Genomic DNA, 12,973 nt, shown 5'->3' with positions numbered 1-12,973 from the left:
GCTCACACCCCCGTCCCGGACGATCCGGACCCGGTGGCGAAGGAGCCCGACTGCCCGGCGCGCACCGCCTCCGCGCGGATCTCGTCGGCGTCGTAGGCCGGTGCCCGCCGCCGCTCGGTCGTCCGCGCCGCACCCTGCTCGGGTCGGCGGTCCGGCGCTCCGCGGCGCAGCGCCATGTCCAGCGCTTGGGCCAGGTGCACCGCCTCGCGGCCGACGTCGGCGTGCTCGATCTGCGTACGGCAACTGAACCCGTCCGCCAGCACCACCGCCGAGGGGTCGGCGTCGCGCACCGCCGGCAGCAGCCCGTCCTCGGCACAGGCCATCGAGACCGCGTAGTGGCCGTCCTCGAAACCGAAGTTCCCGGCCAGACCGCAGCACCCGGCGTCCAGCACCCGCGTGTCCGCGCCCGTGCGCTCCAGCAGGCTCTTGTCGGCGGAGAAGCCCATGATCGCGTGCTGGTGGCAGTGCGGCTGTGCCATGGCCGCCCGTTCCATCCGCGGCGGCTCCCAGTCGGGAGCGCGCTCGTTCAGCAGCTCGGCCAGGGTGAAGGTCTGCTCGCTGAGTCGGCGCACGTCCTCGTCGTGCGGGAACATCTCAGGTGCGTCGGAGCGGAACACCGCCGTGCACGAGGGTTCCAGCCCGACGACGGGCACCCCCGCCCGGATGTCCTCGCGCAGTGCCGCCACAGTGCGCTGGATCACCCGGCGTGCGGTCTTCAGTTGGCCGGTGCTGATCCAGGTCAGCCCGCAGCACAGGGTGCGCCGCGGCATCCGCACCGCGAACCCGGCGTCCTCCAGCACGCGCACCGCCGCCGCGCCGACCTCGGGCTGGAAGTTGTCGGTGAAGGTGTCGGGCCACAGGATCACCTCACCGCGCCCGGTGCTGTCGCCGCCGCTGCCGCCGCGGCGCCGCGAGCGGCGGCGGAACGCGTCGCGCAGCCGCACCGGCGCGAACGCCGGGATGGGCCTGTCTGCGGCGACCCCGCCGAGCCGCTTGGCCCGCGGGACGAGCCCCGCCGCGGCGCTGAACGCGTTGGCGCCCTCGGGCGCGACCGAGGCCAGCCGCGCCCACAGCGGCAGCCAGCCCATCGAGTAGTGCGCGGCCGGGCGCACGCGCCCGCGGTGGTGGTGGGCCAGGAACTCCGCCTTGTAGGTGGCCATGTCCACGTTGACCGGGCAGTCGCTCTTGCAGCCCTTGCAGGCCAGGCACAGGTCCAGCGCGTCGTCGACCTCGGGCGATCGCCACCCCTCCACCACGTCGCCGCGCAGCATGTCGTTGAGCATCCGGGCGCGGCCGCGCGTGGAGTGCGCCTCCTCGCCCGTGACCCGGTAGCTCGGGCACATCACCCCGCCGCTGTCGTGGCGGCAGGCGCCCACACCCACGCAGCGCAGCGTGGCGCGGGCGAAGTCGCCGTCGTCGCCCGGGTAGGCGAAGAAGGTATCCGGATGCTCCGGCCGGTAGTCCGTGCCCAGCCGCAGGTGCTCGTCCAGCCGCTGGGGAGCCGCGCCGTCGGGGCGCACGAGCTTGCCGGGGTTCATCCGGTCGCCGGGGTCGAAGATCCGCTTCAGTTCGGTGAAGGCCGGCATCAGCTCGCTGCCGAACATCCGCGGCCACAGCTCCGCGCGCGACTGGCCGTCGCCGTGCTCGCCGGAGAACGAGCCGCCGTAGCGCGCGGCCAGGTCGGCGGCGCGTTCGGCGAAGCTGCGGTAGTCGGCGACTCCGTCGGCGGTGGTCAGCTCGAAGGGGATGCGGGTGTGCAGGCAGCCGTGCCCGAAGTGGCCGTACATGGCCGAGCGGCGGGCGTAGCCGAACTCCTCCATCAGCGCGTGGAGGTCGCGCAGGTAGTCGCCGAAGCGCTCCGGCGGCACCGCCGAGTCCTCCCAGCCCGGCCAGGTATCGGGTTCGGCCGGGACCCGCGCGGTGGCGCCCAGCCCCGCCTCGCGCACCGACCACATCGCCGCGGCGTGGCCGGGGTCGTCGTAGATCTGGACGACCGGGGCGTCCTCGCTGCCGGACAGGGCGTCGCGGAACTCCTCGGCCCGGCGCCGCGACTCCTCGCCGGTGTCGCCGCCGAACTGCACCATCAGCCAGCCGGCGCCCTCGGGCAGGCTGCGCAGCGCCTGCCGGTTCAGCTGCTCGCGGCGCTCGAAGCCGACGAGCTTGTCGTCGATTCCTTCCAGCGCCATGGGCTCGAACTCCACGATGCCGGGCACCGCGTCGGCGGCGGCGAAGATGTCGCGGAACCCGCACAGCACCATCGTGCGCGCGGGCGGTTCGTGGGACAGGCGGACCTCGGCGCGCAGCACGGTGGCCAGCGTTCCCTCCGAGCCCACCAGGGCCCGGGCCAGGTCGCAGCCGTTCTCCGGCAGCAGCGCGTCGAGGCTGTAGCCGGAGACGCGGCGGGGGATGTCGGGGAACCGGCGCCGGATCGCCGGGCCGTGGCGCTCGGCGAGCTCACGCAGTTCGCGGTGGATCTCGGCGGGGCGGCCTCCCTCGGCCTGGATGCGCGCGTACTCTTCGTCGCCGGTGGGGCCCACCCACATCCGGCAGCCGTCGTAGGTCAGGATTTCCAGCCGGTGGATGTTGGCCGAGGTCTTGCCGTAGGCCTGGGCGGTGGATCCGCAGGAGTCGTTGCCGATCATGCCGCCGAGGGTGCAGCGGCCGTGGGTGGAGGGCTGCGGCCCGAAGATGACGCCGCCCTCGGCGCGGGTGCGGGCGTTGAGGGTGTCGAGCACGATGCCCGGCTCGACGGTGGCGGTGCCGGCCTCCAGATCGACGTCGAGCACCCGGTTGCAGTACTTGGACCAGTCGATGACCACCGCCGTGTTGCAGCACTGGCCGGCCAGGCTCGTCCCGCCGCCCCGCGAGAGCAGCGGTGCGTCGTGCTCGCGGCAGACGGCCACGGCCTCCACCCCCGCCTCCAGGTTGTGCGGTATCACCGCGCCGACGGGGATCTGCCGGTAGTTGGAGGCGTCGGTGGCATAGATCGAGCGGGTGCCGTCGTCGAAGCGGACCTCGCCGTCGACCCGGTCGACGAGGTCCCGGCGCAGTGCCTCGGCGTCGACGGACTCCGCGGCGCTGCCACGGGCTGCTGCGGTGGTGTGCGCGGTCACCGTATCCCCTTTCCGCTGGCCGCAGCCCCGCCGGGCCGCCACCGGCGGGGCTGCGGCCGCGGGGCTGTGGCGACCGCCGGTGAGCGGCCGCGGTGCCTGCGGCCGCCGGTGGTACTTGCAACGGGGGAGCGCCGCAGTGCGGGCCGTTCGCGGGCCGGGGACCCGGCCCGCGAACGGTGTGCGTTCCCCGACAAACCGGCTGACCGCAGTCGGCGGCGGCAAACGCCTACCGCGGTCGCACCGCGGTGGAGGGAGAGGTTGAACCCTGGCGCCATGTGGAATCTACGATGTAAAGGTGGCTGTTGGCGTCCCATCCGAACCGACCCCGCCAGAGCGCATCGTCGACTGAACAGACGCCGCAGAACGCGCCTCGGCCGTCTCGGGGCGTACGGGCGAAACCGCTCTTGTCATACCCCGCCGCTAGCGTAAGGATTGTCGATACCACCTGCGGAAACTCCGCCCGAGGCGCCGGCGCACGCGGCCGGTCGGCGGCGCCGGAGAGGACACTCGATGAGCGAACTCGCTGCGACTCCTGCGAAGGAGCCCGGGACACCGCCCTCCTCCCCCGAGGAGATCGAACGCCGCCTGGAATCCTACCGCGTCGAGCTCACCGGGTACTGCTACCGGATGCTGGGCTCGGCGTTCGAGGCGGAGGACGCCGTCCAGGAGGCCATGGTGCGCGCCTGGCGCGGCGTGGACCGCTTCGAGGGCCGCTCCTCGCTGCGTTCGTGGCTGTACCGCATCACCACCAACACCTGTATGGACGCCCTCAACGGCCGGTCGCGGCGCGCGCGGCCGATGGAGATGGGCCCGGCGCAGGGCACCGACGCCGTGCTCGGCCCCGCCTACGCCGACGAGACCTGGGTCGAGCCCTTCCCCGACAGCCGGGCGCTGCCCGCCGGCGGGGACCCCGCCGACCAGGTCGCCCTGCGCGACAGCGTGCGACTGGCCTTCGTCGCCGCGCTGCAGCACCTCGCCCCCCGCCAGCGGGCGGTGCTCATCCTGCGCGAGGTCCTGGCCTGGCGGGCCCAGGAGGTCGCCGACCTGTTGGACACCAGCGTCGCCTCGGTCAACAGCGCCCTGCAGCGCGCCCGCGCCACCCTGGCCAAACTCGACGACACCGACGCCGAAGTGCTGCGGCCCGGCGACGGAGCACAGGCCGAGCTGCTCGCTCGCTACGTCGACGCCTTCGAGTCCTACGACATGGACTCCCTCGCCGCGCTGCTGCGCGAGGACGCCGCCATGTCCATGCCGCCCTATGCGCTGTGGCTGCAGGGCGTCGAGGCCATCGCCGCCTGGATGACCGGCCCGGGCCACGGGTGCCGCGGCTCCCGGCTGGTCCCCGTGTCCGCCAACGGGACGGGCGCCTTCGGCCAGTACCGCCCCGGCGGAGTGGGCGGCACGTTCGAGCCGTGGGCGCTGCAGGTCGTCGAGACCTCCGGCGACCGCATCGTGGGCATCACCAGCTACCTCGACACCGAGCGCCTGTTCCCGCTGTTCGGGCTGCCGGAGCGGTTGCCGGCCCGGAGCGGGTGACGGCCGTCGACCGCGGCTTCAGTCGGCGCCTGCGCTCGGGGCCCCGGTGGCGTCCCCGGCCGGTTAGTCGGCGGGCTCCAGCCGCACGACCACCGACTTCGACGCCGGGGTGTTGCTGTACTCGGCCGTGTGGTCCAGCGGCACCAGCACGTTGGTCTCCGGATAATAGGCCGCCGCGCAACCGCGCGGCGTGGGGTAGCAGGCCAGGCGGAACCCGAAGGCGCGGCGCTCGGTGCCGTCGCTCCACTCGCCGATCAGGTCGACCCGCCGGCCGTCGGCCAACCCCAGTTCGCGTGCGTCCTCGGCGTTGACGAACACCACCCGACGTCCGCCGCGCACCCCGCGGTAGCGGTCGTCCAGGCCGTAGACCGTGGTGTTGTACTGGTCGTGTGAGCGCAGTGTCTGCAGCAGCAGCCGCCCGAGAGGCACCTGTGGCGCGGTGATCGGGTTGGCGGTGAAGTTGGCGCGGCCCGTGGCGGTGGGGAAGGAGCGGTCGTCGCGCGGGGCGTGCGGCAGCGCGAACCCGCCGGGCGCGCGCACCCGCGCGTTGAAGTCGGTGAAGCCCGGCACGACCGCGGCGATGCGGTCGCGGACGCGGTCGTAGTCGGCCGCCATCCCCGCCCAGTCGGCGGTGGGCTCCGCTCCGAAGAGCCGCTGCGCCAGGTCGCAGACGATGTCGACTTCGGCGCGCATTTCCCTGGACAGCGGCTCGACGCTGCCGCGCGAGGCGTGCACCCGACCCATGGAGTCCTCCACCGTGACGAAGCGCTCGGCGCCGTCGGGGCCCCGGTCGCGGTCGCTGCGCGCCAGCGCGGGCAGGATCAGCGCGCATTCACCGGTGACCGTGTGCGAGCGGTTGAGCTTGGTGGAGACCTGCACGGTCAGTTCGCAGCGGCGCACCGCCTCCTCGGTGGCCGCGGTGTCGGGGGCCGCGGAGACGAAGTTGCCGCCCATGGCCGTGAAGACCTTCGCCGAGCCTTCGCGCATCGCGCGGATCGAGCGGACCACGTCCAGACCGTGTTCGCGCGGCGGCTCGAAGCCGAATTCGGCGCCCAGCGCATCCAGGAACGCCGGCTTCGGGCGCTCGAAGATGCCCATGGTGCGGTCGCCCTGGACGTTGCTGTGCCCGCGCACCGGGCACACGCCCGCTCCCGGGCGGCCGACGTTGCCGCGCAGCAGCAGGAAGTTGACCACCTCGCGGATGGTGGGCACGGCGTGGCGGTGCTGGGTCAGCCCCATCGCCCAGCAGACCACGATGCGGCGAGCGCCGCGCACCATGGCCAGGGCCTCTTCGATACGCGTTCGGTCCAGACCGGTGGCGGCCGTGACGCGCCGCCAGAAGGCGTCCTCGTCCTCGGTGAGCAGCTGCTTGGCGTAGGCGTCGAAGCCGTGGGTGTGCTCGTCGATGAACGCGCGGTCGAGCGCGCCCGAGTCGGGCTCGGCCTCCTCCGTCTGCAGCAGCAGGCGGTTGAGAGCGGTGAAGAGGGCGAGGTCGCCGCCCAGGCGGACCTGCAGGAACAGGTCGGTCAGCACGGTGCCGCCGGCGGCGAGGCCGCGCAGGCTCTGCGGGTTGCGGAAGCGCTGCATGCCCGCCTCGGGCAGCGGGTTGACGGTGACGATCCGCGCGCCCGCCCGCTTGGCCTTCTCCAGAGCGGTGAGCATCCTGGGGTGGTTGGTACCGGGGTTCTGCCCGGCGACGACGATCAGGTCGGCGCGGCAGAGGTCCTCCAGGTGCACGCTGCCCTTGCCCACGCCCAGGGTCTCACCCAGCGCCTCCCCGGAGGACTCGTGGCACATGTTCGAGCAGTCGGGCAGGTTGTTGGTGCCCAGGCGGCGCGCGAGCAGCTGGTAGAGGAACGCCGCCTCGTTGGAGGTGCGCCCCGATGTGTAGAAGACCGCCTCGTCGGGGGAGTCGAGGCCGCGCAGGTGCTCGGCGAGCAGGTCCAGGGCGGCGTCCCAGCCGATGGGGGAGTAGTGCGTGGCGCCCGGCGCCAGGTACATCGGCTCAGTGAGCCGCCCCTGCTGCCCGAGCCAGTACCCGGAGCGCTCGGCGAGGTCGGCCACGGAGTGGCGGGCGAAGAAGCCGGCGGAGACGGCGCGGCGGGTGGCCTCCTCGGCGACGGCCTTCGCGCCGTTCTCGCAGAACTCGGCAGGGTGGCGGTGGTCGGGCTCGGGCCAGGCGCAACCGGGGCAGTCGAATCCGCGCTTCTGGTTGACTCGGGCCAGGGTGCGCAGGCCGCGCGCGGCGCCCGCCTGGGCGCCGACGCTGCGCAGGCCGTGGACGACGGCGGGGATCCCGGCGGCGGAGTCGCGGGGAGTACCGACGTCGGGCGTGTGCTGGTCGGGCTCGTCGCTGGGTGCGTTGGACACGGCTGAGCGCCCCCATCCGGCGGCTGGATCACGGGTCGCCTCCATTCTTCCACCAAGCGGAATCGCAGACGATCATCGGAGAGCAAAGCGGGTCGGTCGGTCGCGGCCTCCGGCGCCAGAACGGATCTACCTTGTAAAGGCGTCCGTTGGTATGTCGTTCAAACCTGCGTCAACAGCGCTTTCCGTGACTCACGCCACCCATCACGCACACCTACCCGGTGTTAGTATCGGCTGTGGGTAGCAGTCTTGATTTCGCTGGATCCTGTGTGATCGCCCGCGGAGTTTTTGACCAGCGGGCGTTTTTCAATCCGGAGAAGGTTCGCAGCACCCGCAGATGCCGCAGAGTGCGGGTCTGGACCGATCTCGGGAAGTGAGGGATCAGCCATGGCGCAGGGAACCGTCAAGTGGTTCAACAGCGAGAAGGGCTTCGGCTTCATCCAGCAGGATGCCGGCGGCCCGGACGTCTTCGTCCACTACAGCAACATCGCGGGCTCCGGCTTCCGCAACCTTGAGGAGAACCAGCGCGTCGAGTTCGACGTCACGCAGAGCCCCAAGGGCCCGCAGGCCGAGAACGTGCAGGGCGTGTAGTCGGCGACGACTCCACCACTCGCAGGCGGGGGCCGTCCGGATCACCGGGCGGCCCCCGCCGCGCTTCCGGAGGCCGCCTGCGGAAGGCGCGGCGCACGGTCGGCGGCGGCGCATCTTGGTTAACATGCCCGATATGACCTCAAGCCCTGAGCTGCGCACCGAGCGGTTGATCATCCGCGACTGGACCACCGACGACGCCGAAGCCGCGCTGCGGATCTACGGGGCCGAGGAGGTCGCCCGCTGGCTCACCCCCGAGATGCGCGCCGTCACCGACGTCGAGGCGATGCGGTCCGTGCTGCACGCCTGGGTCGAGGCCCAGCCCAACTTCCTGCCGCCGGCCGGGCGCTGGGCGATCGTGCGCCGGCGCGACGGCGACCTCATCGGCGGCCTGTCGCTGCGCCTGCTGCCGCCGTTCGAGGAGGACTTCGAGCTGAACTGGCAGCTGCGCCCCGACGCCTGGGGCAACGGCTACGCCACCGAGGCCGGCGGCGCCATCATCGGCTGGGCCTTCGAGCAGGGCATCGAGGAGCTGTTCGCGGTGGCGCGCCCGAAGAACACCCGCGCCGTCGCCACCGCCCGCCGCCTGGGCATGGAGTGGGTCGGCGAGACCGAGAAGTACTACAACAACCGGTTGCAGGTCTTTCGGATCCGCCCCTCCGACATCGCCGGCCGGGCCCGCTAGCCCCCGGTCCCTCAGCAGCCGCCGGGAGCCCTGTGCACACCCCTGAACGCGACCTCGACCGCATGCTCGCCGGACTCCGGCCCGAGCTGCGCAGTGGGACCTACGTGTTCGCCCGCGCCGCCGCACCGCCCGCAGGCGTGGACCCGGCGGTCACCGTCGCCGAAGACGAAGGGCTGACGGTGGTCTGCACCCGCGAGGAGGCCGAGGCCGCCGGACTGGTGTACGACTTCGCCGCCGCGTGGATCACCTTGCGGGTGCACTCCGCGCTGGACGCGGTCGGACTGACCGCCGCGGTGTCGGCGGCGCTGGCCCGTGCCGCCATCCCGTGCAACATCGTCGCCGGATTCCACCACGACCACGTGTTCGTCCCGGCCGACGAGAGTGAGCGCGCGCTGGATGTGCTGCGCACCCTTTCCGCCGAGGCCGCCGCCGGCGGGACGGATGACGCAGCGGTCGCAGACGGCTGCAGGTAGGCCGCTTTGCGGCCCGTGCCCGCCGCCGGGACCACCCTAGCCCGGCCGTTCCCCGGGTCCTCGTTTCCCGAGCCGGTGCGGCGGCGCGGAGTGCCACGTCGATCGGGAGTGCCGGGAAGGGCAAGCGCCGGGGCGGCCTCACTCGCCCCGCTCACCCGGGCCGTGCCGGGCGAAACGCGCGTAGAGGGGAGCCAGCAGCTCCGCGAGGTCGGCCTGCGCGGCGTCCTCGTCGTCACCCGGCGGGGGAGGGGCGGTGACCGTCAGCGCCGAGGGGATCCCGGCCAGGTCTACCGGCCGGGGCAGGGCGGGCGCCTTCCAGTAGTCGGCCGCGTCCTGCGGCGGTTCGGGGGCGGGACCGGCGGGCGGCTCGGGTTCGGACAGCGCCGCCTCGCGCTCGGGCAGGGCGGCCGGGCGGCGGGCGTGGCGGCGCAGGTCCGCCAGCAGCTCACCCCGCGGTCGGCCGAGCCACTCGACCAGCAGAAACGGGTCCGCTGCCAGTTCCTCGGCCAGAGCGAACAGCACGGCAGCGGCGTGCTTGCAGGGCGCCCCCCAGTCGGGGCAGGAGCAGTTCAGCACCAGGTCGCCGAGGCCGCGCGGCACCAGGCGCAGCCCCAGCACGTCGCCGACCCGCTCCAGCTCCGCGGGGAATCCGCCCGACAGCAGCGCCGCCCCGAACACCGGTTGCCCGGCCAGCGCGCGGGCGAGCGTGTCCCACTCGGCCTGGCTCAGCACCGGCACGATGACGCTGACGCGGTAGGGCTCGCCCCGCGATCCCCGCACCCGGGCGGCGGCCTCGCCCGCACGCACCCGCAGTCGCGACACCGCGCCCTGGTCGGCGTAGGCGCGGCCGCGCCGTACCCGGGAGGTGTCGCCCTCGTCGGTGAGTATCGCGGCGAAGCGGTCGGCGAGCCACCTGCCGCCCTGTGCACCGGACGGGCCGCCGGCGGCGGGCGTCATGCCGCCACCGCCTCGGGCGCCAGGCGCACGAGCTCGCGCAGGTGCCCGGTGGAGAGGTCGCCCAGCCAGTCCTCGCCGGAGCCCACCGCGCTCTCGGCCAGCCGCCGCTTGCGTTCGATCATCGCGTCGATCCGCTCCTCCAGCGTCCCCACGCAGATCAGCTTGCGGACCTGCACGTCGCGGCGCTGCCCGATGCGGAAGGCGCGGTCGGTGGCCTGGTCCTCCACGGCCGGGTTCCACCACCGGTCGATGTGCAGCACATGGTTGGCGGCGGTGAGGTTCAGGCCCGTTCCGGCCGCCTTCAGCGACAGCAGGAAGACCGCGGGCTCGGCGGCGGTCTGGAACCGGTGCATCAGCTCCTCGCGCCGGGCGCGCGGGGTGCCGCCGTGCAGCCACAGCACCTCGCGGCCCAGCCGTTCGGCGAGGTAAGGGGCGAGGAGTTCGCCCAGACCGGTGTACTGGGTGAAGCACAGCGCCTTGTCGCCGGCCGCGAGCGCATGCTCCAGCAAACCTTGCAGGCGTTCCAGCTTGCCCGAGCGCCCCGCCAGTGCCGAGCCGTCGGCGAGGAACTGGGCGGGGTGGTTGCAGATCTGCTTGAGGCGGGCCATGGCCGCCAGCACGACGCCCTTGCGGTGCTCGTCCGCCGTCTCCGCGAGGCGCCGGGTCATGTCGTCGACCGCGGCCTGGTACAGGCTGGCCTGTTCGGGGGTGAGCGTGCACCAGGCGCGGCTTTCCTGCTTGTCGGGCAGATCGGAGATGATCGCCCGGTCGGTTTTGAGCCGGCGCAGAATGAAGGGGCCGGTGATGCGGCGCAGCTCCCGGGTGCTGTCGTCGACGGCGGCGGCACCCGTTCGGGGGGTTCCGTCCTCGGCCGCAGCCGCGGCGGCCGCCCGCTCCACCCGGGCGGCGATGCCCTCGCGGAAGGACCGCTGGGAGCCGAGCAGTCCCGGGTTGGCGAACTCCATGACCGACCACAGCTCGCCGAGGTTGTTCTCCACCGGAGTGCCGGTGAGCGCGATGCGGGTGCGGGCGCTCAGCCGGCGCACGGCCTGTGCCTGGCGGGTACCGGAGTTCTTCAGCGCCTGCGCTTCGTCGCAGACCAGCCGGTGCCAGGGCATGGCCGCCAGCTCGTCGGCGTCGCGCAGCACCATGCCGTAGGTGGTCACCACCAGGTCGGCGGCGCCTGCGGCCCGCGCCAGTTCGTTGCCGTGCAGCCGCGCGGGGCCGTGGTGGACGTGCACGGCCAGCTGCGGGGCGAACCCGGCCGTCTCGCGCTGCCAGTTGCCCACCAGCGAGACCGGGCACACCAGAAGGGTCGGCCCTGGGCTCCGCGCGGCGGCGGGGTCGCGTTCGTCGGCCAGCAGCGCCAGCAGCTGCACGGTCTTGCCCAGTCCCATGTCGTCGGCCAGTACCGCGCCCAGACCCAGCTCGCCGAGGAAGCGCAGCCAGGCGGCGCCGCGGCTCTGGTAGGGGCGCAGCTTGCCGGTGAAGCCTTCGGGCGCCTCCAGCGGCGCCATGTGGGCCTCTGTGGCGCCGCTGAGGAGTTCGCCCAGTGCGCCGTCGGCGTCGACACCGGTGACGGGCAGCGGCGTCGTGCCTGCGGGATCGACGGCCATGCGCAGCGCGTCTTCGCGGCGCACGGTGCCGCTGCCGCGGCGGCGCAGGTAGGCTAGGGCGGTGCGCAGGTGGCCGGGGTCGACTTCGATCCAGCGGCCGCGCAGGCGCACCAGCGGCTCTTTCAGCCGGGCCAGCTCGGCGAGTTCCGCCAGGTCGACGGCCTCGCCGTCGCAGACGGCTTCCAGCGAGAAGTCGACCAGGTCGTCGGTGCCGATGCCGCCGCCACCGGAGTGTTCGCGGGCTTTCAGGTGCAGGCCGAGTGAGCGGCGGCCCGACCATTCGGGCAGGACGACGGCGAAACCCGCGCCGCTGAGCCGCAGCGCGATGTCGCGGATGAACGCGTGGGCCCCTCCGGTGCTCAGCGTCAGCGCCGAGGGGGCGGGCTCGGCCAGGACGGCGCGCAGCGCGGGGTAGTACCGCGCCGCGCGGGCGAGGTCGGCGAGGACAGCCGCCTCCACTCCGGTGGGCAGGCGCTGAGCGCCCTGGCCCAGCCACAGCGCCGACAGCGCGACCTGGAGGCTGGGGTCGTCGCCGGACTGCACCCAGAACTCCACCCGCCACTGCTCGCCCCGGCCGGACGGCTCGTTCCCGGTGGGGTCGGGTTCGGGCTCGACGAGCCGGAAGACCAGCCGTGCGCCGGCGGCGTCGCGCCGGGTGTCGTCGTGCCAGAGGCGCAGCCGCGCTGCGGTCTGGTGGACGGCACCGCTGGTGCCGGACACGGCGGCGTCGGTGCCGGAGAGCGCGTCGGTGAGCGGGTGCCGCCCCAGTGCGGCGCCGCCTGTCAGCCGGGCTCGGGCGCGCGCGTCGAGCAGGTCGCCCAGACAGCGGTGGACGGCGGTGCGTGCGGGCTGTGCCGCCTCGGGCGGGGCGGCCGACGGCGGCAGGGCGGCCGCGAGGTCGGCGAAGTGCTCGGCGGCGGCTCCGGCGAGGACGGGCCGCCACCGGGCCTGGGGCGGGTCGCCGACCAGGCGCGGCAGCAGTCGAGCGGCCTCGACCAGCCGGGCGGCGAAGGCGTCGACGGCGGCGAGGTGGGCGATCGAGGGACCAGCCGAGATCTGCTCGGCACCGGTGGCCGAACCGCTGTGCAGCGCCGACAGCAGCGCGGGCGCGGAGTCGGCGGCGACGTGCAGGCAGGGCACACGCCAACTCGCCCGGCCGCGGGCGTGCAAAGGGGCGGTGCCGCCGCGCTCGGGTGGTGCGACGGCGGGGGAGGGGAGGGGTGCGCCGCCGGCCGCGGGCAGGTGCAGCCTCGCCTCGTCGGCACAGTGGTCGGGGACGGAGACACCGAGCGCGCTCAGCGTACTGCGCAGGCGATCGGCAGTTGCGGCAAACGGGTGGTCTGGTGCGGCGCCGTCGGCCACGGGCACCTCACGTGCGGGGGAGGGGAGGGGCGGTTCCTCGGCCCACAGCACGATGTGCCCTGGCGGCTGCTGCGTGTGCGAGCGCCACCAGCCGTGCAGGACCAGCACATCGCCCCCTCGCCTGTCACCGGTGCGTCTTGCCGAGGCAGACGCTACCGCGCGCCGGTGACAGGCCAAGGCGCCTCGACCTGTCACCGGCGCGGTGGAACGAGCCCAGCTGCGCATGCGGAATCAGCGGCCGCGGCCGCCGCACGATGCGCAGCATCGCTACGCAGC

The 12,973-nt window shown here is 73.7% G+C and carries 8 protein-coding genes; 4 read left to right on the top strand and 4 right to left on the bottom strand.

Features of this window, described 5'->3' with window-relative positions; genetic code table 11:
• Positions 1 to 2: 2 nt before the first annotated feature.
• Entirely contained in the window at positions 3 to 3,113 is a 3,111-nt protein-coding gene (locus EKD16_RS12905; RefSeq protein ID WP_131098607.1) for an FAD-binding and (Fe-S)-binding domain-containing protein, read from the bottom strand.
• A gap of 510 nt (positions 3,114 to 3,623) precedes the next feature.
• On the opposite strand from EKD16_RS12905, the gene EKD16_RS12900 reads away from it, so the two are divergent.
• Positions 3,624 to 4,649 (top strand): sigma-70 family RNA polymerase sigma factor, encoded by a 1,026-nt coding sequence (locus EKD16_RS12900; protein ID WP_131098606.1) that lies wholly within the window; start codon positions 3,624 to 3,626, stop codon positions 4,647 to 4,649.
• Positions 4,650 to 4,712: 63 nt separating this feature from the next.
• Here the strand turns inward: EKD16_RS12900 and EKD16_RS12895 are convergent, their stop codons facing one another.
• The gene (locus EKD16_RS12895; protein ID WP_131098605.1) at positions 4,713 to 7,019 is read right to left on the bottom strand and encodes an FdhF/YdeP family oxidoreductase; all 2,307 of its coding nucleotides are present in this window, start codon (positions 7,017 to 7,019) and stop codon (positions 4,713 to 4,715) included.
• 384 nt (positions 7,020 to 7,403) lie between these two features.
• Between EKD16_RS12895 and EKD16_RS12890 the strand changes: the two genes are divergently transcribed.
• From EKD16_RS12890 to EKD16_RS12880, 3 genes are all read left to right on the top strand, one after another.
• Entirely contained in the window at positions 7,404 to 7,607 is a 204-nt protein-coding gene (locus EKD16_RS12890; RefSeq protein ID WP_040272319.1) for a cold-shock protein, read from the top strand.
• 133 nt (positions 7,608 to 7,740) lie between these two features.
• Positions 7,741 to 8,289: a GNAT family N-acetyltransferase gene (locus EKD16_RS12885; protein WP_131098604.1), complete on the top strand. Its 549-nt coding sequence runs from the start codon at positions 7,741 to 7,743 to the stop codon at positions 8,287 to 8,289.
• A 32-nt stretch (positions 8,290 to 8,321) separates the two neighbouring features.
• The gene (locus EKD16_RS12880; RefSeq protein WP_131098603.1) at positions 8,322 to 8,762 is read left to right on the top strand and encodes an ACT domain-containing protein; all 441 of its coding nucleotides are present in this window, start codon (positions 8,322 to 8,324) and stop codon (positions 8,760 to 8,762) included.
• 138 nt (positions 8,763 to 8,900) lie between these two features.
• On the opposite strand, the gene EKD16_RS12875 is transcribed toward EKD16_RS12880, so the two are convergent.
• Together EKD16_RS12875 and EKD16_RS12870 are read right to left on the bottom strand one after the other, a co-directional pair.
• A complete protein-coding gene (locus tag EKD16_RS12875; protein WP_207391291.1) occupies positions 8,901 to 9,719 on the bottom strand; it encodes an SWIM zinc finger family protein in 819 nt (272 codons plus the stop codon).
• A complete protein-coding gene (locus EKD16_RS12870; protein WP_242676951.1) occupies positions 9,716 to 12,805 on the bottom strand; it encodes a DEAD/DEAH box helicase in 3,090 nt (1,029 codons plus the stop codon). Before EKD16_RS12870 ends, EKD16_RS12875 begins: the two co-directional genes overlap by 4 nt.
• Positions 12,806 to 12,973: the final 168 nt, after the last annotated feature.

This window comes from Streptomonospora litoralis (assembly GCF_004323735.1).
GTDB classification, from domain to species: Bacteria; Actinomycetota; Actinomycetes; order Streptosporangiales; family Streptosporangiaceae; genus Streptomonospora; species Streptomonospora litoralis.
The sequence above is the reverse complement of the archived record's forward strand: the minus strand, read 5'-3'. Positions and strand labels throughout refer to the sequence as shown.